This is a genomic window from Pontibacter rufus, from assembly GCF_015694705.1.
GTDB lineage: Bacteria > Bacteroidota > Bacteroidia > Cytophagales > Hymenobacteraceae > Pontibacter > Pontibacter rufus.
Genome location: NZ_JADQDR010000012.1, coordinates 143194 through 168844 on the forward strand (window position 1 = coordinate 143194; position 25651 = coordinate 168844).

At 48.1% G+C, this 25651-nt stretch carries 25 protein-coding genes; 14 read left to right on the plus strand and 11 right to left on the minus strand.

Features of this window, described 5'->3' with window-relative positions:
- The first annotated feature begins 167 nt into the window (after positions 1-167).
- The 7 genes from I2I11_RS18480 to I2I11_RS18510 all read left to right on the plus strand — a co-directional run bounded on the left by I2I11_RS18480 (position 168) and on the right by I2I11_RS18510 (position 6054).
- Positions 168-674 carry a hypothetical protein gene (locus tag I2I11_RS18480; protein WP_196269228.1) on the plus strand — a complete coding sequence of 169 codons (507 nt, stop codon included), beginning with the start codon at positions 168-170 and terminating at the stop codon, positions 672-674.
- Positions 675-728: 54 nt separating this feature from the next.
- A complete protein-coding gene (locus I2I11_RS18485) occupies positions 729-950 on the plus strand; it encodes a hypothetical protein (RefSeq protein ID WP_196269229.1) in 222 nt (73 codons plus the stop codon).
- Between the two features lie 331 nt (positions 951-1281).
- Positions 1282-1686: a hypothetical protein gene (locus tag I2I11_RS18490; RefSeq protein WP_196269230.1), complete on the plus strand. Its 405-nt coding sequence runs from the start codon at positions 1282-1284 to the stop codon at positions 1684-1686.
- A gap of 223 nt (positions 1687-1909) precedes the next feature.
- Positions 1910-3271, plus strand: a complete 1362-nt coding sequence (locus I2I11_RS18495; protein ID WP_196269231.1) for a lysophospholipid acyltransferase family protein — start codon at positions 1910-1912, stop codon at positions 3269-3271.
- A 211-nt stretch (positions 3272-3482) separates the two neighbouring features.
- Positions 3483-3959 (plus strand): hypothetical protein, encoded by a 477-nt coding sequence (locus tag I2I11_RS18500; protein ID WP_196269232.1) that lies wholly within the window; start codon positions 3483-3485, stop codon positions 3957-3959.
- 92 nt (positions 3960-4051) lie between these two features.
- Entirely contained in the window at positions 4052-5569 is a 1518-nt protein-coding gene (locus tag I2I11_RS18505; protein ID WP_196269233.1) for an HTTM domain-containing protein, read from the plus strand.
- A gap of 197 nt (positions 5570-5766) precedes the next feature.
- Complete coding sequence (locus tag I2I11_RS18510) at positions 5767-6054, plus strand: hypothetical protein (protein ID WP_196269234.1); 288 nt, start codon at positions 5767-5769, stop codon at positions 6052-6054.
- Positions 6055-6126: 72 nt separating this feature from the next.
- Here the strand turns inward: I2I11_RS18510 and I2I11_RS18515 are convergent, their stop codons facing one another.
- The 3 genes from I2I11_RS18515 to I2I11_RS18525 all read right to left on the minus strand — a co-directional run bounded on the left by I2I11_RS18515 (position 6127) and on the right by I2I11_RS18525 (position 8103).
- A complete protein-coding gene (locus tag I2I11_RS18515; RefSeq protein ID WP_196269235.1) occupies positions 6127-6573 on the minus strand; it encodes a hypothetical protein in 447 nt (148 codons plus the stop codon).
- A gap of 204 nt (positions 6574-6777) precedes the next feature.
- Entirely contained in the window at positions 6778-7086 is a 309-nt protein-coding gene (locus I2I11_RS18520; RefSeq protein WP_196269236.1) for a hypothetical protein, read from the minus strand.
- 204 nt (positions 7087-7290) lie between these two features.
- Positions 7291-8103, minus strand: a complete 813-nt coding sequence (locus tag I2I11_RS18525; RefSeq protein ID WP_196269237.1) for a phosphatase PAP2 family protein — start codon at positions 8101-8103, stop codon at positions 7291-7293.
- A 139-nt stretch (positions 8104-8242) separates the two neighbouring features.
- On the opposite strand from I2I11_RS18525, the gene I2I11_RS18530 reads away from it, so the two are divergent.
- On the plus strand, positions 8243-8797 hold the full coding sequence (locus tag I2I11_RS18530; protein ID WP_196269238.1) for a DUF4864 domain-containing protein: 555 nt from the start codon (positions 8243-8245) through the stop codon (positions 8795-8797).
- Positions 8798-8877: 80 nt separating this feature from the next.
- Here I2I11_RS18530 and I2I11_RS18535 read toward each other — a convergent pair whose 3' ends face one another.
- Together I2I11_RS18535 and I2I11_RS18540 are read right to left on the minus strand one after the other, a co-directional pair.
- A complete protein-coding gene (locus I2I11_RS18535) occupies positions 8878-9363 on the minus strand; it encodes a GNAT family N-acetyltransferase (RefSeq protein ID WP_230680406.1) in 486 nt (161 codons plus the stop codon).
- Between the two features lie 116 nt (positions 9364-9479).
- On the minus strand, positions 9480-9965 hold the full coding sequence (locus I2I11_RS18540; protein WP_196269239.1) for a CHRD domain-containing protein: 486 nt from the start codon (positions 9963-9965) through the stop codon (positions 9480-9482).
- 211 nt (positions 9966-10176) lie between these two features.
- On the opposite strand from I2I11_RS18540, the gene I2I11_RS18545 reads away from it, so the two are divergent.
- Positions 10177-10740 carry a hypothetical protein gene (locus I2I11_RS18545; protein WP_196269240.1) on the plus strand — a complete coding sequence of 188 codons (564 nt, stop codon included), beginning with the start codon at positions 10177-10179 and terminating at the stop codon, positions 10738-10740.
- A 22-nt stretch (positions 10741-10762) separates the two neighbouring features.
- Here I2I11_RS18545 and I2I11_RS18550 read toward each other — a convergent pair whose 3' ends face one another.
- The 5 genes from I2I11_RS18550 to I2I11_RS18570 all read right to left on the minus strand — a co-directional run bounded on the left by I2I11_RS18550 (position 10763) and on the right by I2I11_RS18570 (position 18328).
- Entirely contained in the window at positions 10763-10987 is a 225-nt protein-coding gene (locus I2I11_RS18550) for a PLDc N-terminal domain-containing protein (protein WP_230680407.1), read from the minus strand.
- 133 nt (positions 10988-11120) lie between these two features.
- A complete protein-coding gene (locus tag I2I11_RS18555) occupies positions 11121-11909 on the minus strand; it encodes a pentapeptide repeat-containing protein (RefSeq protein WP_196269241.1) in 789 nt (262 codons plus the stop codon).
- 387 nt (positions 11910-12296) lie between these two features.
- Entirely contained in the window at positions 12297-13700 is a 1404-nt protein-coding gene (gene lpdA, locus I2I11_RS18560) for a dihydrolipoyl dehydrogenase (RefSeq protein ID WP_196269242.1), read from the minus strand.
- A gap of 190 nt (positions 13701-13890) precedes the next feature.
- Positions 13891-15462 carry a 2-oxoglutarate dehydrogenase complex dihydrolipoyllysine-residue succinyltransferase gene (odhB, locus tag I2I11_RS18565; RefSeq protein WP_196269243.1) on the minus strand — a complete coding sequence of 524 codons (1572 nt, stop codon included), beginning with the start codon at positions 15460-15462 and terminating at the stop codon, positions 13891-13893.
- Positions 15463-15571: 109 nt separating this feature from the next.
- A complete protein-coding gene (locus I2I11_RS18570; RefSeq protein ID WP_196269244.1) occupies positions 15572-18328 on the minus strand; it encodes a 2-oxoglutarate dehydrogenase E1 component in 2757 nt (918 codons plus the stop codon).
- Positions 18329-18865: 537 nt separating this feature from the next.
- Here I2I11_RS18570 and I2I11_RS18575 point away from each other — a divergent pair.
- Both I2I11_RS18575 and I2I11_RS18580 read left to right on the plus strand, forming a co-directional pair.
- Entirely contained in the window at positions 18866-19222 is a 357-nt protein-coding gene (locus tag I2I11_RS18575) for a WYL domain-containing protein (RefSeq protein ID WP_196269245.1), read from the plus strand.
- Positions 19223-19480: 258 nt separating this feature from the next.
- Positions 19481-21235 carry a M28 family metallopeptidase gene (locus I2I11_RS18580; RefSeq protein WP_196269246.1) on the plus strand — a complete coding sequence of 585 codons (1755 nt, stop codon included), beginning with the start codon at positions 19481-19483 and terminating at the stop codon, positions 21233-21235.
- A gap of 55 nt (positions 21236-21290) precedes the next feature.
- On the opposite strand, the gene I2I11_RS18585 is transcribed toward I2I11_RS18580, so the two are convergent.
- Positions 21291-22079, minus strand: coding sequence for a DUF5602 domain-containing protein (locus I2I11_RS18585; RefSeq protein ID WP_196269247.1), 789 nt, complete (start codon positions 22077-22079; stop codon positions 21291-21293).
- 313 nt (positions 22080-22392) lie between these two features.
- On the opposite strand from I2I11_RS18585, the gene I2I11_RS18590 reads away from it, so the two are divergent.
- The 3 genes from I2I11_RS18590 to aspA all read left to right on the plus strand — a co-directional run bounded on the left by I2I11_RS18590 (position 22393) and on the right by aspA (position 25404).
- Positions 22393-22626, plus strand: coding sequence for a hypothetical protein (locus I2I11_RS18590; protein ID WP_196269248.1), 234 nt, complete (start codon positions 22393-22395; stop codon positions 22624-22626).
- A gap of 149 nt (positions 22627-22775) precedes the next feature.
- Positions 22776-23939, plus strand: a complete 1164-nt coding sequence (locus tag I2I11_RS18595) for a ribonuclease D (RefSeq protein WP_196269249.1) — start codon at positions 22776-22778, stop codon at positions 23937-23939.
- Positions 23940-23994: 55 nt separating this feature from the next.
- The gene (aspA, locus tag I2I11_RS18600; protein ID WP_196269250.1) at positions 23995-25404 is read left to right on the plus strand and encodes an aspartate ammonia-lyase; all 1410 of its coding nucleotides are present in this window, start codon (positions 23995-23997) and stop codon (positions 25402-25404) included.
- Positions 25405-25651 lie beyond the last annotated feature (247 nt).

A 25651-nucleotide genomic window follows, 5' to 3' on the forward strand; every position in this document is an offset into this window, starting at 1 on the left:
CAAAATGTTGGGGGTGCAAAGGAAAAAACGCCGGTCTTTACCATTATACCTGTTTTACAGGCTATATAAGTAATTACAGCAGCCTGTTTATGTTTTTTAAATGCCTTTTTTATTTATCCTTAAAAATATCTATATTAGTGTAAACTAATTTTATTTAACCTGAATTTATGAAGCAGCTTTACATCAGTACACTCCTGGTTCTCTTTTCGCTCGTGGCCTCTGCCCAAAGCACCGATTGGCAAACCAAAGAAGACTACCTGCGGGATACTGCACAGGTAGCACAAACCATACGCTGGCTGGAGCAAAACCCGTTTCCGGAACCATTCAGCGAACGGCAGCAGAAGGCACAATATGCATTTAAATGGATAGAGGGCGCCCCGTACACCGTTAATATAGATGCCACTTTTCTACAACCCATCCTTGAAGACAAGAAATTTGCCTATAAGGACATGATGGTGCCTCAGTTTGTGTTCGGAAAGGGCCTGTACCTGATTCAGCACAACGGCGACAAGAACGAGTATGAAGCCAACCTGCGCGGCGTGCAAAGTATGGTAACCCTATACAAGCATATCAAAGCAACTGACAAACGCGCCAAAAACAAGCTGCTGGAGAAAATGGAAGCTGCTGCAGACCAGGACAAGCTGCCCGCATACGTTCGAAGCCAGATGAAGTAGCAGCTAAACCTGCGGCTAATCCGTAAATGTATAGCATCACATAACTATACAGCCATGGAAACACCCAAAGACAACAGCATTGTTACCAACGCAGACGAAAGCAAACGCCTCCCCGATGAAAACCCGGAGCCACTGAAGGGCATGAAGAAAGAGGGAGTAGATATTCTGGATAAAGAATACGAGGGCAAGGAAAGAGCCGGGAACGTAGCCGCCAAAAACGAGGCAGATACGCGCAAACTCGACGGCAGCAACGCGAATAATCTTCGCACCAAATAGGCCTTTCAGAAGTATAAATTCCGCCGGGGTGCTGCCAGGCACTCCGGCTTTTTGCTTCTTTCCGGCAATAACCTGCGTTATACTTGCTGTTGCTCTGCCAGCCCATGCAGGAAGCCTGCTCTTTTGGTAGCGCCTTTATCCTGTGCTTTTCTTCCTGCTTCGGCTTCTCAAAAATAAGATGCAATTTCAGACGCTTCCTTAAAATCATTTTAATACGACAACAGCCTTTTCCGGCCGGTTAACGTTATGTAAAAAGAAGTAAAGCATTTTGATAATCAGCAATAAATAATTAACCTTACTCTATATAAGTCACACTAAATGTTGTACCGGAATGGTATGCTTCCATTCAGAATATCTCTATGTCGAGTATTACGCTTCGCATGGCGTGCTCATCAGCCAGTGGTATGGCAGGTGCAGCAGCAGGCAGTATCGTGATGCCATGATTTTAACTGCCGATATTATCACCAAACAAAATGTTCATTATTTTATTTCGGACAGGCGCCTACTGCCGTCCTTAGCTGAAGCAGACGCTGCCTGGACGTTTGATGTTTTTCTGAAGATTTTTTGTGCCCTGCCGCTCAGTCGTTTTGCTGTTTTAGATTCTTTTGATAAAGCAGCAAGACAGCAAACGCAGCGATTCCTGCACCATCCTGCCACACTCCTGCCGTTTGAGGTGCGCATTTTTGAAGACCTTACCTCTGCATACGACTGGCTGATATCTTTAGAGGCTGCTTAGCGGGCAGCCCCTAAAGTATAAATTACTCCTGATTATAACATCAGTTGCCCCGCACCTCCGGTATACTACACAGATTTTATACTTTCTGTCCTGCACTACTGATGTGCCTGCTGCTACTTGTAAAATTTAATCCGGGCTGCACGGCACTCATACACTAAATGTTTATATTAGGAGCCATCACAGAAGATACAAAGGGCAACACTTATCAAAACAGAAGCCGCACATGCTGTATGCTATACTTAAACTGATTTACCGCATCGGGCTCCGGGTGTTTTTCCGGCAACTGGAGGTGCGCCGCCGTGACCTGATGCCGCAACAGGGGCCGCTGCTAATTGTCTCAAACCACCCCAATACCTTTATGGATCCTGTGGTGATCGCTGCCCAGTTGAAGCAACCTGTCTATTTTATCGCAAAAAGTACCGTATTCGGCTCTAGTGTACAGAACTGGCTGCTCCGCAAAATGCATCTTATCCCTATTCACCGCCGCGAGGACAACCCGGAGCAGCCAGTGAGTAACGAGGAAGCTTTTGCTGCCATCTTTAAGGCCCTTGCACAGCAGAAGACACTTATTATCTTTCCGGAGGGCAACAGCTTTAACGAGCGCCGGCTGCGCAAAATAAAAACCGGCACTGCCCGCATTGCTCTCAGTGCCACAGCAGATACGGGATTAGACATACAGATACTGCCGGTAGGGCTTAACTACACCGCCCCTACCCGCTTCCGGAGCAGTGTATTTGTAAATGTAGGCAAACCCATAAATGTGGCTGATTATGCGGAGGCATATAAAACAGATGGGCCTGCCGCTGTGCTGGCCCTGACGGAGGAGATACGCCAGCGCCTGGAAAAGCTTACCATCAACACGCCGACAGCGGAAGAGGACGAACTGGCACGCAACATTGAGGCTATCTATAAAGAACAACTCTGGGACGAAGTTCCACCGCTGGCCACCACGTATGAAAAAGAGTTTCTGCTGACCAAAGGCATCGTGAGAAGTATAAATTACTTTTACCGGACACAACCGGAGCGGGTAGCCGTAATCAGGCAAAAGCTACAGAATTATATGTTGCAGCTGCACCGCCTGCATCTGCAGGATACTTTGGTGGGGCAGGGCCGCAAGTCAGTGCTATGGCAATTTTTACGACTCACTGTATACCTGGTGCTGGGCTTTCCTGCATACGTATTCGGGCTGCTGCATAATTATGTGCCATACATTATACCCTCTAAAATAGCCAGAGCCGTTACCCATGAGGAAGAATGGCATGCGCCTATTATGCTGACCGCAGGCATTTTTACTTTCCCACTGGCTTATACATCTGAAGTATGGCTGCTCTCGCAAGTATGGCAGCCAGCAACGGCTGCCATACTCCTGTACTTGCTGAGCCTGCCTCTGAGCGGTTTTTTTGCGCTGCATTACTGGAGCATCCTGAAGCACACGCAAGGCCACTGGACTTTGCTGCGTCTGTTTTCGAAGCGGCAATTGCTGGTGGAGGACCTGCGGCGGCAGCAGGAGGAGCTCAGGCTGGACCTGGAGCAAGCCCGGCAGGAATATCTCCGTGAAATAAACCTGCACCAAAAATCTGCTTAGCAGCACACCGCAAGTTTTGTATTCTTCTGTGTTCCTTTCTCTTAACTCTCTCAAAGTTTTTAATCTGGCCCAAAGTAGCGTATACACCAGGCGCGCTATCATTCCGCAATAATTGCACAAACTTTAGCGACCTTTTACAAACAAGCTCGTAAAAGGATTGCATGAGTCAAACCACTCAATCTAAAACAAACTTTAAACAAACAACTGAGCAATGAAAAAGACTTTTTTAAATCTCTGCGCTTCGGCCTTTGTAGTAGCAGGCTTACTGGCAAGCTGCTCTACGACTGATACAGCTACTGACGGCATGGATAATACCGACACGACGGATGATGGCTATGGTACAACCACCGGCACTACTTCCGGAACGACCAGCGGTACGACAACCGATGGTACCACAACCGGCACAACCAGCGGAACAACATCCGGAACGACCACGATGGGTACTACTACGGGAACTACCACTGGAACAACAGGTACAACGACTATGGGTACTACCACTGGAACTACAACAGGTACAACTACCATGGGTACTACAACCGGAACAACGACCGGTACAACCACTGGAACAACGACCGGCACGACCACTGGAACCACTACTGGTACTACGACAGGCACAACTACCGGCACCACGACAGGTACGACTACTGGCACTACGACAGGTATGACTACCGGCACTACTACAATGTAGTTGCAGGTGCGTTGTTAACTGAGAAAAGAGCAAAAAGGCAAGCACCGTGATGGTATTGCCTTTTTGCATTTCACTCCTACTGTTATTCAAGGATGAAATACCTGGAGTTGTACTTCCGCAGGGTGTTTACCGTAGATCTGCGTGCCCTGGCTGTAATGCGCATATGGATAGCGGGTATCATCCTGACGGATTTGGCCATCAGGGCCACCGATCTGGAAGCGCATTACTCCAACATGGGTGTTTTGCCGCTGCATGTGCTGCACCAATATCTCTGGCCGCCACAATTCTTTTCGCTGCACGCCCTCAGTGGCATGTGGCAATTTGAGGTAATCCTGTTTATTATAGCGGCCGGGTTTGCCGTATGCCTGCTACTTGGTTATAAAACCCGCCTGGCAACCATAGCAAGCTGGCTGCTGTTGCTGAGCTTGCAGAACCGCAATACACTTATCACACAGGGGGGTGACGATTTGCTCCGGATGCTGCTGTTCTGGGCTATTTTTTTGCCATGGGGCAGGTATTATTCTTACGATGCAACACAGCGTAAACATCCTCCGCTGGCAGACACCAGCTATTTTAGTGCTGCCACAGTTGCTTATATCCTGCAGGTCTGCCTGGTATACTTTTGTACCGCTTTGCTCAAGAATTCGCCGGAGTGGCGCACCGAAGGCACAGCCTTGTACTATGCCCTCAGCTTGGACCAGATCCTAATGCCGGGCGGGCGGCTGATCTATCCGTATCCTGATTTACTGCATGCACTTACAATTACCACCTATTATGTAGAGTTGCTGCTGCCTTTTTTGCTGCTGATACCTTTTTACAACAGCTTCTTCCGGATGGTGACCGTAGTGGTGCTGGTTGGTTTTCACATTGGCATCAGCCTGACTTTATTTGTAGGGCTTTTTTACCTGATCAATATTGCATCTGTGGCAGGTTTGCTGCCGCGCTCTGTTATGGATTGGCTGGACCGGCGGCTACTTGCTTCATTCAGGCGGCCATACACGGGTCATTTCAAGCGCATTTTTCAGCAAATACGCAGGCCTCCTCTGATCAGCATACAGGTGCGCGTAAGTTCAACGGTGCCACGGCATCTGCTGCCGCAGTTTCAGAACGGTTTTGTAAGTGTGGTGCTGCTTTACTGCATCTGGTGGAACCTGAGCGGCACCAACCTCAACATACCCAAACTGCCCGACAGCAGCCGCTGGTTTGGCTACCTGCTGCGCCTTGATCAGCACTGGGGCATGTTCGCGCCGGTTGTGTTTAAGGATGATGGCTGGTACGTGCTGGAAGGACACACTGCCAGCGGCAAAGCTATTGACCTGAACCATGAGGGCGAAGCAGCAAACTATGCCAAACCGGCTTCAGTAGTATCCTTATTTAAGAACGATCGTTGGCGCAAGTATTCTGAAAACTACCTGTTTGTCCGGAATGCTTACATGCGGCCATACTATTGCAATTACCTGGTGCGCCGCTGGAACGAGGCGCATCCGCAGCAGCCTATCAAACAGTTAAATGTCATTTATATGAAGGAGCCGTCGCTGCCCGACTACCAGGTAGCCACCCCCACGCGGGAAGTGCTTTGTAGCTGTGCCAACCTGCCGGAGCAGTTGTAGCAGTTGATTAGCTTAAAGCGGGCAGCATATGAAAGTACTATGTCTAGCCGTAAGCTTATACTTTGATTGTTATCTGTTATTCAGCGAGATGCCTTAACGGCAACTTATACTTAAAACAGAATACCTCAATACCTTTATTTCCTTACTCAACTTTTCCTTTTACTAAACCTTTAAAACAAACTTTAAAATTGATTCTTATGAAAAAAGCACATGTATACCTGATAGCTGGCGCACTGCTAATGTCACCCGCTTTCACCAGCTGTTCCTCCAATAACACTACAGGTGTGGAAACGGAAGGCACCGGAACAAACGATACCGGCACTATGGGCAATTCGGGCGCCACGAATAGCGGTGACATGAACGACACTATGGAAGAAGATACCATGGGTACAACAGCAGGTACTACCATGGGAACCACTGCCGGCACCACAAGTGGTACAACCACAGAGTCAACAACCGGTGGCGGAACAACCGGAGGAAACTAATAGCTTTATCTTATTTAAACAAAAGCGGCAGGTGCTCACGCATCTGCCGCTTTTGTTTAAATAACTGATGTTCTAATCATCTTTCTTATTTCCCATCAGGTAACCTGCCGCTCCGGCAACGAGGCCGCCGAGCAGGTATAAGCCAACCGTCATGGCCTGCGTTTTAGGAGTGCGGTTGCTGGGAGCTTCGCCCAGCCCGAGCGGGCCCGGCAGGTAAATAGCGCCGGCACCGGCCGCTGCCCCCAATATTGCACCTCTCCACAAAGCGTCTTTACCTACACCGGCAAAGCTGTAATAAACAGCGTTAGAAACAATATCGCCTGCCAGAGCCCAGCTATGCAGTTCCTCCTGATCCTGAGGTGGCTCGGCGCCAGCCTTTTCCATGGTTTTAGAAATAGCGCGCATTCCCAGCACATCCATGCGGGGCGCATCGGCTACCAGCCTCCTTGCTGTTTCGTGTACAAGCGTAAGAACACAGGCGCCGGCTAAGCCTCCGGCTAAAGCTTTCATTATCCCCATAACATCAGATTTAGTTTATACTTGTTTAATTATACTCTCCTTTGGTCTTCTCTTTATAGCCCAATGCCACGCATAAGGTTGCAGTTATCCGTTACAGCCTCTTATCTTCTCTGGCATTGCCTCTGCAGCAGCTAAACATTATAGCCATAAAAAAGCCGGAATGCATGATACACTCCGGCTTCTTTACGGTTTCAAGATGAGTTTTTAATTCCTTTTTCTTACGTTCTTTCTCATTTTATCTTGCTTGTTCATTGAGTTCATTGCTATCCAGCCTGCACCCAACGCCAGCAATGAACCGCCTACTACCTTCTGTGTTGTGCTTAAATTGCCCACCTTTTCGGCAGTAGAGCTGCCAAACTGCTGTAGTTTATCGGTTAATTTGTTGGTCATGTCACTCAAGCCACTTTTGTCCGATGTGTTATGATCGTTCTGGTTGCTGCTAATGTTGTGCATGCTGCCCTGAGGAGCTATATTTGTTTTCGCTTGCGATGTCTTATTTGCGCTGTTTTCCATAGTATATTCTGTTTTAGTTTAAGTAAATGCTACTGTCTTGCTACAGTTTGTTACCGTTCCGCTGACGGGTAGCCATACTTATTTTATCGCAAAACAACGTGGATGGTTGCATTTAATTTGTTATTTGTCCTACAGCACAATCTTATCGCAGTATACTTATAAGCAGGCAAAAGCTGATATGCTGCTTTGTTGCTGTATATGTTTTCAGGGATCAGGCGCTTTTGATATTGGTGCTGCCTTGCTAAGCTGCCTTTTGCGACGATGCACCATTACCTCCATCAGGCTGATGCCCACCAGGAGCCATAAGATGCCCAGCAGAAAGCCTGCCAGCACATCCGAAAGATAGTGTACGCCCAGGTAAATCCGGCTAAAGCCAACTATCAGAATAAGTATAATGGCGGCTCCAAGTATAAGCTGCCGCTGCCTGCGCTTACGATAATGCCGATACAGAAAGTAGGCAATCAGTCCGTACTGGGCAAGGGCAGTAGTAGCATGCCCGCTCGGAAACGAGAAGTGCTCCACCTCATAATAGGCCACATTAGCAGGGCGCTCGCGGCTGACGAATGTTTTGCCATACCTGGTAGAAATCCCGACCCCGGCCAGCGCCAGCCAGAAAGCCAGCAGCGCCACATATTTTTTTCGGAAAAGAAAGATAAGGGACATGATGCCGCCTGCTACAAAAACTGCCCACTGCTCGCCCAGTTGCGTGGCGCCATACATTACCTGGCTCAGCCACTCGGTACGTATGCTGAAGAGCAGGGCTGTAAAGCTTTTGTCCAGCGTTACAATGCTCTCGGATTCTATCACACTTTCGGCCAGCTCGGACAGCAGCGCCAGGTTAATACCAAAAACAATCAGGATGAGGGTAAGTGGCAGGCCGGTAAAGACTTTTGGGTTAAACCGGCCGGCAATAAACCCCGACACACGCGGGTAGCGCCGCCGGAACCGCCGCACCGGCGGCTGGCGCAGCAACCAGGCCAGTGCCTGCTGTACGTAATGTGTAAGGATGTTTTTCATTATAAGTGCAATGCTCAGCTATACGGCAATTCGCGTATTTGTTTCCCGCTTAATTTTATTGCCTTTGCTATAATAGCTGTATACTCTTAAACAGGGCAAAAACACAACATTGTGCTTCTATCTAAAGTACATATTCTATATGAAGCGGTTAGATAATGTGTTTGATAAGTTGATGCTCGCCACCGGGCTGTTGCTGCTGGTATGGTTCTGGGCAAAATTCCCCCCGGTGCCCACCCCCGACAGGCAGGAAGAGGCCTCTTACATAACAACAGACGCAGGCTACACGGCTAAATGGACACATGTGCGGCCGGATAAAGGCCTTTCACCGCGCGAGGTTATCCGCATACAGCTCCTGGCCCTACAGCAGAATGATCATCACGACAGTGGCGTAATAACGGTCTTTAATTTTTCATCGCCGGTAAACAGAATGCACCTGGGCCCCATCAACCACTTCCGGATGCTGGTACGCGACCCAGCCTATAGTTCTATACTTAACTTCAGGAAGTACAGAACCGGACAACTGGTCATCACCGGCAACATGGCTTACCAACTGGTTGTAATTACTGACAGGGACGGGCAGCAGGCGCCTTTCCTGTTTATACTTGCCAGGCAAACAAAAGGGAAATACAAAGGCTGCTGGATGACGGAAGGCGTAGCACGCATGGCGCCACAACCACAAAGCAGCCTGGTATAAGGCAGCCACAGCAATAACAAAAAGGACGGCAGAAGAAATTATCTTCTGCCGTCCTTTTTGTTATTGTAATTGTTTGAAGTCTAGGTCAGATCAAGCTCCATTTTGATGTCTGCGCGCGCATAGATGCTGGGAGGCATGGGTACTTCTACAAAACCTAGCTTGGTATACAGGCTCAGTGCTTTGGTGAGGCTGCGGTTAGATACCAGGTATATTTTATGTGCCCCTGCTTTGCGGGCCCTTTCAATTGCGCGCTCTGCCAGCAGCCGGCCTATATGCAGCCCCTGCGCTTTGGGTGTTACGGCCATTTTGGCCAGTTCAAATACGCCTTCTCCATCTTTTATCAGCGCACAGGTGCCAACGGTTTCTCCATGGAACAAGCCCATCAGAATAAGGCCGCCTTTGTTGATGATATAGCCTTGCGGGTCACGAAGTGATTTTTCGTCGGCTTCTTCCATCACAAAATATTTTGAAATCCACTCGTGGTTCAGGTCGTAGAAGGCCTTGGCGTAAAAAGGATTGAAGTCAACAATCTGAATGGTTGACGGCATGGAGTACTCCAGTGGCATGGCGTGTATCTTTTGCTGGTACGGCCACAAATTTAGCAAAACGAAATTACTTTCAACACACAAAAAGCGCCTGCTAGGTATGGCAGGCGCTTTCCTGATGCAGCTTATGTAAATTTTTAATCTCGCATAAGATTGCCTCTCAGCTCGCCTGCCGGATAGGTGGTGCTGTGTATATTAAAATACCACTCGCCGTTTAGCAGTTGTTCTTCCTCTTCGTCGGTCAGCGCACGGGTTGAGCCGGAATAGGTGCCTGCGCTGTTCTCGGAAGCGCCAGTTACAGGAATGACGACGGGCGCACTGGTATCAGGGGTGGCCGGGCCATGAAAATGCATTCCCACGGTATTGTCGTCCCAGTTGCCCAGTGCCCAGGTTACGTTAAAGGTCATCACATTTGTATCCTTGTTGTAGACGCCGTTAAAAACACCGGCACCGTTGGTTTCCCTTGCCGGCACTTCATTTTCGCCGAGCAGCCGCACGTCATTAAAGCCTACCAGGTTAAGACTGACTTCATCATCGGCATCTTTACACCCCCACATAAAAGTTGTAAACAGCAGCAGGCCTAAACGCAGGGCATTGAGATAGTTAAATTTCCGGAATCCCATAGCAGTTTTTTTAAGTTTAAGTATAAATTTAATTTACTTATACTTTAAAGAAATGTTAATTATCCTGACCCACTATTCCGTGAGCTGCCCGGATGGTTATACCAACTTACGCCAGATGCTTGTAGAAACTTAAAATATTGTTTATAAGGTACATGCAAGCACAACAGGCGCTCTAACCTGAAGCCGGAAGTATAAGTACAGCCTCTTTACTATGCCACTATCAAACCTGCCCAAGCCTGTCCTTTTCCACCCGCTCAAACACCACCTGGGCTACATACAACGCTTTATACATGAAGGTATTTCTGCCCCAGCCACAACCCTTAAGACCGACATTTTAGCGATAGGCAATGCTTCGCAGCTGGATGTATACACCGGCAAACTTTCGGCGCAGCAAATAGCTGAAGAAGCTATTGCCTGCCTGCAGCAACGTGATTTGCTGGCGCCGGAGAGATATCGCCGCTATTTAGCTGCCGAAGGAAATGCTTATCGTATTATTACACTTTCTGATGGTACGGATTGGGTATTGCGCTGGGGTGTAGTGGCAGGGCGGCATGTGCACCTGCATCCGGCCCGCTATGCGGTACATACTATACGGGTAAAGGCAAACGTGCTCAAAACCGCTATGGCCGCTTTGATTTTCGCTGCAATACAGCACGAAGAAGTAGACCTGAAGCTGGTAAACGCAGTACGCGCAACGTGGCTGTCGCTGCCGCTAGTTAAGAAGTTTGATGAGGAAGGAAGCCTTGCGGAACTGCTAAAGCTGCTGCCTCGCTAAATGCATATAGGCTGTGCCAGGCTTACGACCTAACCAGCCTGCTTCGCCCGATGGCATAGTAAAGGATAAAGCCTAGTACCGGCAAGAGTAACACTACCAGCAGCCATACTATTTTGTCTGTACCATTTTTAAAAGACTTGGTTAGGATCTCGACAAGCGCATATAGCCATAGCAGCGCAGGAATTATAAGTATAAAAAGCTCGAAGGCTCCTAAACTGCCGATAAATAAAAGTACGTTTGCCATCATAGTATAATTTTTCTGTAATGAAATATACAAGGAATAATTTACAACTCCTACTTTTGCTTTTATCGGCCAAGTATAAACCAGGCAGGCAGTGCCACTTAGTAAGTGGCACTGCCTGCCTGGTTTATACTTGGGGTTACTTATTCTTTTCCAGCAGGTTAGATAACGTAAAGGACTGGTTGTTCAGCCTGGTATATTTAAAGTCATCATCCCCTCTAAAGGCGGCTCCTCTGATGTTGAAGGTGTCTGCAATCTTGGCATATTTAAAATTAGCCAGGCCTTCAAAAACAGCTTTCCCGAAGTTTACACCTTCCGGGAATTTGGCATACTTAAAGTTCGCCTCCCCATCGAACACGGCCCCGCTGAAATCGGCTGTTACCGGAAAATCCACATACTTAAAGTTGGCATCATCGCTGAACCGCACGTTGCTGAAGTCTACTATTTTGGCGAAGTCGCTATACTTAAAAAGCGCTTCTTCCGAGAAACGGCTACCGGCAAATGAGGCACCGCCCCTGAATGCAGAATATTTAAAAGCGCTCTCCTCCTCAAAAGTACAGTTCTCGAAGCGGACCGGTTTATCAAAGTTGGTATTGTATACTTCATTGGATGCATTAAACATACCGCTCCCGTTATCCGGGTTAAAGTAGGCCAGCACATTCCCCTCAAACGTGCAGTTGATAAAGGTGAGCGGCGCATTAACCGTACTGATGTACTCTTTTGAGTCGTTTTCGCCCTTACCGCTTTTCAACTTCATATTCTTCAGTTTCGTCAGGTTCAGGTCGCCTACTATGGTTGCATTCCGGTAGCTTACGGCTTCCCCACGGTTTATTTTGTCCAGAATCTCAGAAGCGTTTACCCTGCTCTGCGCCATAGAAAGCAGCGGCAGTAGCAGTACAAGCAGGAGTAGTGGTAGCTTTTTCATCATGATTTTATGCTTAGTATTTGTATGTGTAGTTGTTTACCTAAAAGATGAAGTCAATATAGTAAAGGTTGCGTGAGCGGCCGATTATTTCTGGATTTATTACAAGTCAGGCACTTACAATAAGATGCTCCTTATTTCCGAAGCTGTGACAGTACCAGAACCTCCGCAGCCGGAGACACTACAAAATTCTTCTGCCCATTTTCGGCATAATACTTACCCACACCAGGCAGAGTAAACCGAAGTCACTGGCCTACTATACCTCCAGTCGTAAGTTAGTTTTATCCTGACAAGTATAAACAGCGTTGCAGGGCTACAAACAATACCTTATAAACCAACAGCGCCACCTCTTGTGAGGTGGCGCTGCAAGTATAAAATCAAAGTATAAACCTGTTAGATATGAATCGCACGGTTCTCTGTTGCGGCTAAACAGGCTTCTTTTATGGCTTCGGCGTAAGTCGGGTGCGCGTGGCTCATGCGGGCGACGTCCTCTGCGGAGGCACGAAACTCCATCGCTACGACGGCCTCGGCAACTAAATCAGCGATGCGGGGGCCAATCATGTGCACACCCAGGATTTCGTCTGTCTCCTTGTCGGCCAGCACTTTTACAAAGCCATCTGTGTCGCCGGAGGCTTTGGCGCGCCCGGAAGCTTTAAATGGAAATGAACCTGATTTATAGGCGCGGCCCTGCTCCTTCAGTTGCTCTTCGGTAAAGCCTACGCCAGCCACTTCCGGCCAGGTATACACCACACCCGGTATCAGGTTATAGTTGATGTGCGGCTTCTGTCCAACAATTTCCTCAGCCACCAGCACACCTTCTTCCTCTGCTTTGTGGGCCAGCATGGCGCCGCGCACCACGTCGCCGATAGCGTAAATGCCCGGCACGTTGGTTTCCATGTGGTCGTTTACGGCAATCATACCGCGTTCGCCCATCTGTACGCCTGCGTTTTCTAGACCAAGCCCCTCGGTGTAAGGTTTACGGCCAATGGATACCAACACATAATCGCCTTCAAAAGTAAGGGTTTCACCTTTCGGATTCTCGGCGGTTACTGTCACGGTTTCGCCATTGTTGGTAGCGCCCGTTACTTTGTGGTTGAAGAAGAATTCGAAGCCCAGCGTTTTCTTGAGCACGCGCTGCAATTCTTTGCTCAACGCACGGTCCATGGTCGGGATGATGGTATCCAGGTACTCCACCACCGTAACTTTGGCGCCAAGGCGTGCATACACCGAGCCTAATTCCAGGCCAATCACACCACCGCCAATTACGATCAGATGCTTTGGCACCTCTGTAAGTTCCAAGGCTTCGGTAGAGGTAATGATGCGTTTTTTATCGACAGGCAAAAAAGGCAGCGAGGCAGGTTTGGAACCGGTAGCGATGATGGTTTTATCGGTTTCGATCTCCTGCACGTTTCCGTCTGTGCCAGTTACTTTTATTTTATTTTTGCTTACAAACGAGCCCAGGCCATAGTAAGTATCAATTTTATTCTTTTTCATCAGGTAAGCAATGCCGTCGTTGTTCGACTTCACTACTTCGCCTTTCCGCTTGATCATCTGCTGCATGTTCACCTGCAGGTTGCTTAGCTCAATACCATGCGTCTGAAAAGCATGCGCTGCATTATGGAAGTGCTCTGATGAATCGAGCAAAGCTTTGGACGGAATACAGCCTACGTTCAGGCAAGTGCCGCCCAGCACGTTATACTTTTCTATGATAGCGGTTTTCAGGCCCAACTGCGCGCAACGGATAGCCGCCACGTAGCCACCAGGACCAGACCCAATTACGGTTACATCGTATTTCATCTTTCTATGTTTTGTGGAGAGCAAGCTCTCTGTTTTAACTTATCCATACTTGTACTATCTATCCTTTTCAGGAGGAGATTTTCGCAGCACCAAACTCCTCACTTAGAAGCGCGGACATACTACTGACAGTACTATAAAGCAAAGGAGGAGCAACTTTTACAGCCTCTCCTCCTCCACTCATTTCAAGAATTTATACTCCCAAAAGCAAGCGCATCGGGTCTTCCAGCAGCTCTTTTACGCGCACCAGGAAGCTTACCGATTCGCGTCCGTCGATAATGCGGTGATCATAAGAAAGGGCTAGGTACATCATCGGGCGGATCTCTACTTGTCCGTTTACAGCTACCGGGCGCTGCACAATGTTGTGCATGCCAAGTATGGCCGACTGCGGCGCGTTGATAATCGGCGTTGACATCATCGACCCAAACACGCCACCATTGGTGATAGTAAAGGTGCCACCTGTCATTTCCTCGATAGACAATTTACCGTCGCGTGCCTTTTTAGCGAGGCGCACTACTTCTTTCTCAATACCATCCAGTGTCAGTTCTTCTGCATTGCGGATAACGGGTACTACCAGGCCTTTCGGAGAGGAAACCGCGATAGAGATATCACAGAAATTGTTAAAGATCATGTCGTTGCCATCGATCTGCGCGTTTACGGCAGGCCACTCCTGCAGCGCTACGGTACAGGCTTTGGTAAAAAACGACATAAAGCCCAACCCTACTTCGTGCTTCTCCTTGAACTTGTCTTTATACTTGGCGCGAATGTCCATAATCGGCTTCATGTCTACCTCATTAAAGGTAGTGAGCATGGCCGTATCGTTCTTCACCTGCACCAGGCGACGGGCAACAGTTCTGCGCAGCGAGCTCATTTTTTCGCGGCGCTGCTGGCGGTCTCCGGTGGAAGCGGTTTGCTGATTGCCGGTTGCTGCCAATTGTGCAGGAGCATTTGCTGCCGCTGGCCTCGCTTCGGGCTGCGCGGGCCGGCCCTGTGCATTTTGAGCATCTTCTTTCGTGATGCGGCCGTCGCGTCCGGAGCCTTGCACATCGGCTGGGTTAACACCTTTTTCAGCCAGTATTTTACCCGCAGCCGGTGATGGCGTGCCGCTGGCATACGTTTGTGCGCCTGATGGTGCGGCAGCTGGCTGCGCAGCGGCTGCCTGTTGCGTGGCTGCCTCCTGTTTGGCAGCAGCCTGGGCGTTTGCCTGCACAGTACCAGCGCCAGGCATAATACGGCAGATGGTAGCGCCTATTTCAATGGTATCGCCTTGTTGGGCCACTATTTCCAGGGTACCGGCTGCTTCGGCAGGCAATTCGAAGGTCGCTTTGTCAGATTCCAGTTCTGCAATCACTTCGTCCCGCTCCACATGATCGCCATCTTTTTTCAGCCAGTTGGCTATGGTTACCTCGGTGATAGACTCGCCTACTGTGGGTACTTTCATTTCAACGGCCTCACCGGCGTTGCTGGCTTGTGCACCACCGGTCGGAGCTGTTTCCTGAGCCGCTGGCGTGACAGGAGAAGGAGCAGCGCCTTCCTGATCAATTTCACAGATTACAGCACCTACTTCTATCGTATCGCCCTGCTGCGCTACAATGTGTAAAATGCCTGCGGCTTCGGCCGGCAGTTCGAAAGTGGCTTTATCAGATTCCAGTTCTGCAATTACCTCATCCCGCTCCACGCGATCGCCATCTTTCTTTAGCCAGTTGGCTATGGTTACTTCGGTGATCGACTCACCTACAGCAGGCACTTTAACTTCTAAGCTCATATCTTGCTCAATTATGAATTACGAATTACGGATTTTGAACTACGAATTACAAAGAAGAGAGCCCATGACAGGTATACTATCCATAGTCGCCCTCCATTATACTTTCTAATTAAATAGAAAATGCCCGGTCTACAATATCCTGCTGCTCTTTTACGTGTATTTTCATATAGCCGGTAGCGGGTGAGGCACTGGCTTTACGCGAAATTACATCTTCTATACGGCGGCGCATCAGGCGCAGGATGTGGCTCCAGGCACCCATGTTCTCCGGTTCTTCCTGCACCCAGTACAGTTTCGCCTCTTTATACTTGCCCAGTTCAGCATCCAACTGCACTGCCGGGAATGGTGCCAATTGCTCCATACGGATAATAGCTACATCCTGGCGGCTGGTTCTCTGCTGTTCTTCCAACAGATCGAAGTATACTTTGCCGGAGCATAACAGCACTTTCTTCACCAGGCTTGCCTCTGCATAATCATCGCCAATTACTTCCTTAAATCTGCCTGACGTGAAATCTTCTATTGGCGACACCACTTTTGGATGGCGCAGCAGCGACTTAGGTGCCATGTTTATAGCTGGTTTGCGGAATGGCAAAGCCAGCTGGCGGCGCAGCATATGAAAGAAGTTGGCCGGTGTGGTGATGTTGGTTACAAAAATATTGTTTTCCGCGGAAAGCTGCAGGAAACGTTCGGGACGGGCGTTGGAGTGCTCCGGTCCCTGACCTTCGTAGCCGTGCGGCAGCAGCATCACCAAGCCATTCATACGTTGCCACTTCGATTCGGTAGCAGTTACAAACTGGTCTATCATCACCTGGGCGCCGTTGGCAAAGTCGCCGAACTGTGCCTCCCAGATAACGAGCGCATTGGGATTGGCCATGGCATAGCCAAACTCAAATCCAAGTACGCCATACTCCGACAGCAGCGAGTTATAGATCTCGAAAGATGCCTGGTTGTCCGTCATGTGGTTCAGGCTGTTGTACGGCACGCTGGTTACGGCATCGTGCAGCACTGCGTGGCGGTGCGAAAAGGTACCGCGTTGCACATCCTGGCCCGAGAAACGCACAATGTGTCCGTCCAGAAGGATAGAGCCATAAGCAAGCAGTTCTCCGGCAGCCCAGTTCAGTTGTCCGGTTTCAAAGAACATTTCTTTACGATCTTTGATCAGCTTCTCGATTTGCTTTAAAGGCTTAAAGCCGGGTGGCAGCGTGGTCAGCGCCTTCCCTACTTGCTCCACCACGGCAGGAGATATGCCTGTTTCTGGAGACTGGCTGAAGTCTTCCGGATTGGAGCGGCGCAATTCCTGCCAGTCCTTTTCCATCTGCTGATAGTTGTACGGCAATGGCTTCTGCTTTACCAGATCGAGCCGATCCTGCAGCAACTGGCGGAACTCTTTGTCCATGTTGTTGGCCAGTTCAGCGTCTATTTCGCCGTGGCTGATGAGTTCCTTGTTGTATACTTCGCGTGGATTCGGGTGCTTTGATATCAGGTTATAAAGCTGCGGCTGCGTAAACTTCGGCTCATCGGCCTCGTTGTGGCCATGGCGGCGGTAACACACCATGTCGATAAAGATATCGTTGTTTACCTTCTGGCGGTATTCCATTGCAAAACGCATAGCAAACACAACAGACTCCGGATCATCGCCATTTACGTGCAGTACCGGCGCATCAATTATCTTGGCCACATCAGTACTATAAATAGAAGATCGGGCATCTTCAAAATCAGTGGTAAAACCTACCTGGTTATTGATTACAAAATGTATGGTGCCACCGGTATTATAGCCTGCTAGATTGGCCATTTGCGTTACCTCATACACAATACCCTGGCCTGCTAAAGCTGCATCGCCATGTATAAGTATAGGCAGGATTTTATCCGGGTCTTTGTCGTACAAGGTGTCAATTTTGGCACGTACGAAGCCTTCTACCACCGGGTTCACGGCCTCCAGGTGCGATGGGTTTGGCGCCAGCTTGAGATTTACCTTATGTCCTGAAGGTGTTACAACTTCCGAGGAAAAGCCCATGTGGTACTTCACGTCTCCATCGCCCATTGTTAAATCAGGCACAGCGGTGCCTTCAAACTCTGAGAATATCTGCTCATAAGTTTTGCCCATAATGTTCGCCAGCACATTCAGGCGGCCACGGTGTGCCATACCTATTACGACTTCTTCTACACCCAATTCAGAGCCTTTGTCGATAATTGCGTCTAGCGCGGGTATAGTTGTTTCACCGCCTTCAAGGGAGAAGCGCTTCTGACCGAGGAACTTTGTATGCAAAAAGTTCTCGAACACCACCGCCTCGTTTAGCTTGTATAAAATACGCTTTTTGAAGTCGATGGACGGGTTGAAGTTAAGTGACTCGTTCTCTACCTTTTGCTTAAACCACTCCAGCACTTCCGGATCACGGATATACATGTATTCGAAGCCGATAGAGCCTTCGTATATTTTCTGCAGCGAAGCTACAATATCGCGCAACGTGGCAGGACCAATACCAATCACATCGCCAACCTGGAAAACCGTATCCAGATCAGCCTCAGATAAACCAAAATCAGCCAGATCCAGCCTTGCCCGCCGATCTTTGCGGGCGCGCACCGGGTTAGTTTTGGCGCGCAGGTGGCCACGCGTGCGGTAAGCATGAATCAGATTCCGGACAGCAACTTCTTTCTTTGATCCCTTTTGCGGTACAATTTCGGGCGCAGAAACGGCTGCAGCACCTTCGGCTGTTGCATGGCCATTTCCGTCATAGGCAGTTGCAAATTCAAAGCCTTCAAAAAACTTGCTCCAGCTGGGGTCTACTGCCTCCGGGTCTTGCTGGTAAGTTTTGTATAGTTCATCTATATAATCGCCGTGTGCATTGGCGATGTAAGTATATTTATCCATTGTAAGTACATCTTTATGTGGCGGCAAATATAATAATATTTCACCCAATCCAAATTATATACATGCGCATATGCAAATATAGCTTATCATGAAGCATATATGTATTACGTAACTAAAAGTAGCAAAGGTTTATATCGCTTTCAAGAGGGCGTAAAATTTATACCCGAAAGGTGCTGCCGTAACTCTGAAACCGGAACATCCTTTGTATAGCCGGCAGGTAATAAGTTTTTGTATTATACTTAGCACATCGCGGCTGTGTTTTCGTTGTCTATTGCCATAATAAAAATCAGGCAACCCATACTTTCAGGCATAAGGGCAAAGTAATACCAGTATGAGTACAAAAATAAAATGTTACTTTCACAGAAAATGAAAACGGGGCGAACCGCCATTATAACACTACAAGGCATATCTTTAGTGAATAAAACGTATAAACGTGTTTAAAACCTATGTTACTTTTCTGGATTTAGTTTCCTGTTCTAGCACCTATGTTCCGCGTATCTTTATCTTACCCAAAATGCTTTTAGTTCTGGATGAAATATGAACGGCAATAGGAGCACCTGCTATAACCCTTTAACCATACTTGTTGGTATGTATAGCTATCTTTTAGAAGAACTATCGAAAGCAATTGGTGCCAGGCTACTGGTTCAATTTGAATATAATGGCAGCATATACGTGGTGGAGCCACACCTTGTAGGCCATAACCATAACCACCAGGACTGCCTCTGCGCCTGGCTAGCTGAGAGATTGAAAGGGGCGGACGAAAAAAACCGCTGGCATTGCTTTATGTTGAGCGATATCAGAAACCTGAAACTGCTGGATAAGCGATTTTCTCAGCATCGCCCCGGCTACGACCCTTACGACAATTCTATGTCCCGTATTTACTATCGTATCTGATGCGGCAGTAATATACATTCGCGCCTTTCCATGTTATGAAAGCAGCCCTTTACCGGGCAAAATTTAGTGCAACCCAAGTCGTCCCATGTTATACCTGCCGGTAGTACCCAGGTATAACATGGCCTGTAAAGCCATGCACAGGCAGCCGTCTGTACTGCCTCAAAACCTATATACGCCGGCCGAAAGTATACCGTATGCGGCTATGGCACGTACAGTAAAAACGACTATCTTGAAGCGAATTAAACAATACACTATTCTATGAAAAATAACCTTCCGCTACTTGCCGTATTGGGCATGCTGGCAATTGGCTGTAACGAGAGTGCCCGCCAGGTAGCCGATAACACAGATGCCAGTGCCGCTACTACCGCTGCCGCTGACAGTGCCCTGCTGCAACCTGCCCTGCAAAGTATAACCGCCGCTGATATTCTGAGCCGTACCACCGTGCTGGCATCCGACGCTTTTGAGGGCCGCGCTCCCGGCAGCATTGGCGAAGACTCTACCGTGAATTACCTTACCCGCCAGTTTAAAAAGATGGGACTTCAGCCCGGTAATCCTGATGGCACTTATGTGCAGAATGTTCCGCTTGTTGGCTTCACTGCCCAACCAAAAGCGTCGTTTGAGGCTGGCGGCAAAGTAATCAAGCTTAACTTCCCAACGGATTATGTGGCGCTCACCAAACGCTTTGTGCCGGAAATAGACATCAACAACTCGGATATGGTGTTTGTAGGCTATGGCATTGTGGCACCCGAGTATGGTTGGGATGATTACAAGGATGTGGACGTAAAAGGCAAAACCATCGTGATGCTCATCAACGATCCGGCCATACCAGATCCGAACAACAGCAGCCAGCTGGATAGCAGTATGTTTGGCGGCAAAGCCATGACTTACTATGGCCGCTGGACTTACAAGTATGAAATTGCCGCAGAGAAAGGCGCCGCCGCCGCAGTTATCATCCACGAAACGGGCCCGGCAGGCTATCCTTACGAAGTGATTTCCGGCAGCCATAGCCGCGAGAACTTCGATATCAACATGCCGAACAAAAACATGGACCGTGCAAAAGTAGAAGCATGGATTACGACCGAGAAAGCAAAAGAGCTTTTTTCAGCTGCCGGCAAAGACTTTCAGCAATTAAAACAGGCGGCGCTTCAAAAAGATTTTAAACCAATCCCGCTCAATGCTAAAGCCAATTTCAGCATCCAGAACAAGCTGCGCGAGATACAATCCAAAAATGTGGTGGCAAAGCTGGAAGGTGCTGACCCTAAACTGAAGGACGAATACGTGGTTTACTCCGCCCACTGGGATCACTTGGGCAAAGATCCATCGCTTAAAGGAGATCAGATATATAACGGCGCGCTGGATAATGCTACTGGTACAGCCGGACTGCTCGAACTGGCGGAAGCTTATACCAGGTTGCCTCAGAAGCCTAAACGCTCCATCCTCTTCCTGGCAGTAACGGGCGAAGAAAAAGGATTGCTTGGTTCTAAATATTATGCTACCAATCCGCTATACCCGCTCAACAAAACCCTGGCCGACATCAACATGGATGTGCTGAATGCCTATGGCCCCACCGAAGATGTAACCGTAATTGGCTATGGCAACTCTACGTTAGAAGACGTGCTGGCGCAGGAAGCAAAGAAACAGAACCGCCATATTGTGCCTGAGTCCTCGCCTGAGAATGGCGGTTTCTACCGCTCCGACCACTTTGAGTTTGCCAAGCAGGGTGTGCCCGCACTTTATGCCGAATCTGGTGTGGTAGCGCGCAACCAGCCTGCTGACTATGTACAGAAGTGGCAGGAAAACTACACGGCTAACGATTATCACAAGTTGTCTGACGAGGTACGCGACGACTGGAACCTGGAAGGCGCTGTGGAAGATCTGAAATTGTTTTTCCGGGTGGGCTATCGCGTAGCAAATACGCCCAAGTACCCACAATGGAAAGAGGGCACTGAGTTTAAAGCCCGGCGGGAGGCTTCGCTGGCAGCAGCCGACAGTACAAAAACAGCAGTAAAATAAAAGAACCGGCCCCGGCATATGCCGGGGCCGGTTCTTTTACAGCTAATCTTTAACCTTATTCAGCCTTTCTGTATTGCAGATCCGTTAGGGCAACGCTATAGTCTCCTGTGCCCGAATTTAGCTTAATAGTATAAGCTAAAGGATAGTAGCCGGATTTCTGCACTTTTGGTGCCTGCGGTACGCTCATCTTTCTTAGATCATCCGGCTCCAGCTCCTGCAGATACGAAACCGCTACCATGGGTTCGTAAAATATCACTTCATTATTGTTGGCGCCGTAAATAAATGTTCTTGTAAAATCTCCTTCATGATGCTGCGGTTCGCTGAGATCTTCCCAATGTACGCCCATATTTGGCACAGCAAACACGCCCGACGAATAGCTGGCCGGCATATAGTTTTCTTCAAACGCCGCTGTATGTTCCTGTGGGCCGCCTGCAATTTCTGCCCGTTCAGCATCAGAAATCATGTAAAAGTGTATGTCAAAATGAGGCACAAAATACACCTCGGGGTGCCCCATGCTGTTCCAGTCTAAGGTTATCGTTTTAAAAGGAGTTAGTTCTGCCTGCTCCGGCAGCGGCAAAGAAAATACTTTATCAGGCTGCTCCGTTAAACTTTCTACTGCTTCGGCAGATACGTTCATACCTATGGCTGCAGGCTTGCCATCTTTCTTTAGCTTAACCCATGCCCTGGCAGCTCCTTCTCCAACACTAACAGAAGGGCCATAGTAAGTTTTTGTTTTATCCTTCCCTGAAGGAATAATGTCCTCCAGTTCTTCACAACTTGTCAGGAAGAGGAATGATACACAGAGAGACAAGGCTAAAGCACTGCGAAATGTTTTTGTTTTCATAGTTTCTGGATTTAAAATGAAACGGATTTTACCCGGCGAACAGGCATGGATGAGTTACCCCGGCTAAGATGCTGACTAAGATAAAGTATATTAACTTGCTAAGGAAAATTTATACTATATAAACAGGTGCTTTTACTATAATTTTGTATTTGTCTGCCCAACTGCATGTATATAGCAGGTTTCACTTATCACTCACCCCGCATTTATTGCGGCTAACTACATAATTATCAGCTTTCTTCAACTTTCCGGGTTACCTTCGGCCATTAACTGTATTAACAGTGTAAATTAATTTGATCATCTAATTGATACAATTATGAAAAAGACATGGAAATTAGCGTTTGCCGCATTTGCAGTTGTTGCTTTTACTGCATGCGGAACCGATACAAATGATGCAACCGATACTGACGTGATAGAGTCTACTGATCAGGTAGAATCTGATATGGAAATAGATACTAACATAGACCAGGATACTGCTGTTGTTCAGGATACCACCGTAAACGATGGCGTAGTGGACGATATACAGGAAGAACAGCCGCCTGTTGAATAAGTAGGTTATACTTTATATTATATAGAAGTCTCTGCTCTTACGAGCAGAGACTTTTTTTTGGGCTTATACTTGGGTATGGCAGTTGCTGCTCCGGCAAAAGAAAAGAATAGCGAAGGTGCTTATATGCTGCAAACATTTTAACTTTAGGAATGGAAAATACACCCCTCTCGCACGATGGTGTCATTATAAAGCTGGTTGCGTCTGATGAAGCCCTGCAGAATGCAGTGGAAGCGCTGCAGCAGCATAACGTGCTGGCCCTGGATCTGGAATTCGATCAGAACCGCTTTACCTATGGCTTTAATCTGTGCCTCATACAAATTACGGATGGCTGCGGTACCTGCTATGTCATTGACCCGTTTACTATACATGATCTGCAGCCCTTCTTTCATCTTCTGGAAAACCCGAGTATAACCAAGATCATCCATCACTCCAACAACGACATCATGTTGCTCAGCAAGCTCGGCTGCCAGATAAAAGGCGTGCTGGATACTGATGTTGCAGCCAAACTGCTGAATTATGAACGCTCGTCGCTGGCTACGGTTTTAAAAGAAGACTTTGATATAGAGATCGACAAATCTCAGCAGTCCAGCAACTGGAACAAGCGCCCACTAACGGCAGAGCAACTGCGCTACGCTGCTATCGACGTTATTTACCTGCACCGCATAAAAGATCATCTTCTGGCCGGACTGCAAGAAAAAGGACGTTTATCGTGGCTGGAAGAGGAAAACCATCTGCTGGAGCAAATTACCTACGCAGAGGCGGAAAATCCGCACATGAAACTTAAGGAAGCTTTTCGGCTTAATCTTTATCAGCAGTTTATACTTAAAAAGCTGTATGAATTTAGAGATAAAATGGCCAGGTCATTCAACAAACCAGCTGCTTACGTAATCGGTAATGAGGCTTTGGTAGAGCTGGCCAAAAACACGGACATAGATTTGCACGAATGGCTCCATCATACCAAAGGTATACACGGTGGCCTGAAAAAAACGGGCAGTGAGAAACAATTAAAAGACGCTATTGCTGAAGCGAAACGGGAAGCAGCCGTGCAGGATATCAGCCACGATTATCCGGAAAACCGCTGGCAGCGCCCTTTGCGCACCTCCGAAACCGAACAGCGCAAGGAAGCGCTGACGCACGTACAAAAACGGATTATGGAGAAGTATGGAGAATTTACTTCCAGGCTGATCATCAACCAGAACCTGATAATGGAGTATAGCCAGACAGGCCGGTTGCGCTGCAGTAAAAAATACGCAGCCGACATTGTATCAGAAACCGCCGAAGAACTGGGCATCACCTTATCTGGCCAGGTATAAGGCCAGCTATAAACAAATATTATTGATAGAATACTTATAAACTCACAAGCTGCACATGAGCGGATTCAGAAAAGAACATGACTTTTTAGGAGAAAAAGACATTCCGGACGAAGTATACTATGGCATTCAGACATTGCGCGCTTTAGAGAACTTTAATATTACAGGTATTCCTATTTCTAAAGAGCCCCTCTTTATACAGGCTTTTGGCTATGTAAAAAAGGCAGCAGCCATGGCTAACCGCGATTGCGGCGTTATATCTCCTGAAATAGCGGACGTAATCTGCCGCGCTGCTGATCGGCTTATTGCCGGCGAGTACCTTGATCAGTTTGTAACGGATATGATCCAGGGCGGCGCAGGCACTTCAGTTAATATGAACGTAAACGAAGTGCTGGCAAACGTTGGCCTGGAAATGATGGGCCACCAGAAAGGCGAATACCAGTTCCTGCACCCGAACAACCACATCAATTTCTCACAATCTACTAACGATGCTTATCCCACAGCTTTCCGCCTGGCGCTTTACCGCAGGATAGAGAACTTTATCGGAAGTCTGGAAGCCTTGCAGCAGTCTTTTGCCAGAAAAGGCGAAGAATTTAAGACTATACTTAAAATGGGCCGCACACAGTTACAGGATGCTGTGCCGATGACGCTTGGGGATGAATTTCATGGCTTTTCTACTACAATCAGGGAAGATATTCAGCGGCTGAATGAAGCGAAAATGCTGATCTGTGAAATTAATATGGGAGCTACCGCTATTGGCACCTCTATTAATGCCCCCGAAGGCTATCCTGAACGCGTTACCGCATACTTACGTGAGCTAACCGGCATACCTGTTGTGCTGGCAGAAGACCTGATAGAAGCTACCTGCGACACAGGCGCTTACGTGCAGGTATCTGGTGTGTTAAAACGATGTGCCGTTAAAGTATCAAAGATTTGCAATGATCTGCGCCTGCTATCTTCGGGGCCCCGGGCTGGTATAAACGAAATAAACCTGCCGCGCATGCAGCCAGGCTCTTCCATTATGCCTGGTAAAGTAAACCCGGTTATACCTGAGGTGGTTAATCAAACAGCTTACTATGTAATTGGTAGCGATGTTACAATCACCATGGCTGCGGAGGCAGGGCAGTTGCAACTAAACGTAATGGAGCCGGTGATAGCTTTCAGCCTTTTCAGCTCCTGCACTTACTTAGAGAATGCCTGTTATACTTTACAAAGGAAGTGTGTGGATGGCATTACGGCGAATGAGGAGGTTTGTAAGAATATGGTGATGAATAGTATAGGCATTGTAACAGCCCTGAATCCTATACTTGGCTACGAAGAATCTTCTTCTATTGCTAAAGAAGCCCTGCTCACCGGTAAATCGATACACGATATTACAGTAATTGAAAGGAAACGCATTACGCAGGAAAAATGGAACGAGATCTACTCTCTGGAAAACCTGATTAGTCCCAGGTTTATAAACAGCTAACCTGCGTATTTATAAATCAAACGAAAAGCAGGTAAGGAAATCTCTCTTCCTTACCTGCTTTTCATTTACAGGAGCAAAATTAAAAGGTTAGGGCTATTCCGGAAAGGATATGCTAAAGTAGAGGCAGCAGCTATCTAGCCTCCATCCAGTTGCTATTGGATTGGCACAACAAAGAGATGCCCCCTGTAGATTTCTCTACAGGGGGCATCTCTTTGTTATAGGGTTGGCGGCCACCTACTCTCCCGGG

What these genes read in the sequence shown, in the direction of transcription:
- I2I11_RS18510 (WP_196269234.1), top strand. Translation starts at nt 5,767, where the DNA reads ATGAAAAAAGCACATGTATACCTGATAGCTGGCGCACTGCTAATGTCA.
- I2I11_RS18500 (WP_196269232.1), top strand. Translation starts at nt 3,483, where the DNA reads ATGAAAAAGACTTTTTTAAATCTCTGCGCTTCGGCCTTTGTAGTAGCA.
- I2I11_RS18535 (WP_230680406.1), bottom strand. Translation starts at nt 9,363, where the DNA reads ATGCCACTGGAGTACTCCATGCCGTCAACCATTCAGATTGTTGACTTC.
- lpdA (WP_196269242.1), bottom strand. Translation starts at nt 13,700, where the DNA reads ATGAAATACGATGTAACCGTAATTGGGTCTGGTCCTGGTGGCTACGTG.
- I2I11_RS18495 (WP_196269231.1), top strand. Translation starts at nt 1,910, where the DNA reads ATGCTGTATGCTATACTTAAACTGATTTACCGCATCGGGCTCCGGGTG.
- odhB (WP_196269243.1), bottom strand. Translation starts at nt 15,462, where the DNA reads ATGAGCTTAGAAGTTAAAGTGCCTGCTGTAGGTGAGTCGATCACCGAA.
- I2I11_RS18530 (WP_196269238.1), top strand. Translation starts at nt 8,243, where the DNA reads ATGAAGCGGTTAGATAATGTGTTTGATAAGTTGATGCTCGCCACCGGG.
- I2I11_RS18590 (WP_196269248.1), top strand. Translation starts at nt 22,393, where the DNA reads ATGAAAAAGACATGGAAATTAGCGTTTGCCGCATTTGCAGTTGTTGCT.
- I2I11_RS18520 (WP_196269236.1), bottom strand. Translation starts at nt 7,086, where the DNA reads ATGGAAAACAGCGCAAATAAGACATCGCAAGCGAAAACAAATATAGCT.
- aspA (WP_196269250.1), top strand. Translation starts at nt 23,995, where the DNA reads ATGAGCGGATTCAGAAAAGAACATGACTTTTTAGGAGAAAAAGACATT.
- I2I11_RS18480 (WP_196269228.1), top strand. Translation starts at nt 168, where the DNA reads ATGAAGCAGCTTTACATCAGTACACTCCTGGTTCTCTTTTCGCTCGTG.
- I2I11_RS18570 (WP_196269244.1), bottom strand. Translation starts at nt 18,328, where the DNA reads ATGGATAAATATACTTACATCGCCAATGCACACGGCGATTATATAGAT.
- I2I11_RS18525 (WP_196269237.1), bottom strand. Translation starts at nt 8,103, where the DNA reads ATGAAAAACATCCTTACACATTACGTACAGCAGGCACTGGCCTGGTTG.
- I2I11_RS18575 (WP_196269245.1), top strand. Translation starts at nt 18,866, where the DNA reads ATGAACGGCAATAGGAGCACCTGCTATAACCCTTTAACCATACTTGTT.
- I2I11_RS18555 (WP_196269241.1), bottom strand. Translation starts at nt 11,909, where the DNA reads ATGATGAAAAAGCTACCACTACTCCTGCTTGTACTGCTACTGCCGCTG.
- I2I11_RS18490 (WP_196269230.1), top strand. Translation starts at nt 1,282, where the DNA reads ATGGTATGCTTCCATTCAGAATATCTCTATGTCGAGTATTACGCTTCG.
- I2I11_RS18545 (WP_196269240.1), top strand. Translation starts at nt 10,177, where the DNA reads ATGCCACTATCAAACCTGCCCAAGCCTGTCCTTTTCCACCCGCTCAAA.
- I2I11_RS18580 (WP_196269246.1), top strand. Translation starts at nt 19,481, where the DNA reads ATGAAAAATAACCTTCCGCTACTTGCCGTATTGGGCATGCTGGCAATT.
- I2I11_RS18485 (WP_196269229.1), top strand. Translation starts at nt 729, where the DNA reads ATGGAAACACCCAAAGACAACAGCATTGTTACCAACGCAGACGAAAGC.
- I2I11_RS18595 (WP_196269249.1), top strand. Translation starts at nt 22,776, where the DNA reads ATGGAAAATACACCCCTCTCGCACGATGGTGTCATTATAAAGCTGGTT.
- I2I11_RS18550 (WP_230680407.1), bottom strand. Translation starts at nt 10,987, where the DNA reads ATGATGGCAAACGTACTTTTATTTATCGGCAGTTTAGGAGCCTTCGAG.
- I2I11_RS18515 (WP_196269235.1), bottom strand. Translation starts at nt 6,573, where the DNA reads ATGGGGATAATGAAAGCTTTAGCCGGAGGCTTAGCCGGCGCCTGTGTT.
- I2I11_RS18505 (WP_196269233.1), top strand. Translation starts at nt 4,052, where the DNA reads ATGAAATACCTGGAGTTGTACTTCCGCAGGGTGTTTACCGTAGATCTG.
- I2I11_RS18585 (WP_196269247.1), bottom strand. Translation starts at nt 22,079, where the DNA reads ATGAAAACAAAAACATTTCGCAGTGCTTTAGCCTTGTCTCTCTGTGTA.
- I2I11_RS18540 (WP_196269239.1), bottom strand. Translation starts at nt 9,965, where the DNA reads ATGGGATTCCGGAAATTTAACTATCTCAATGCCCTGCGTTTAGGCCTG.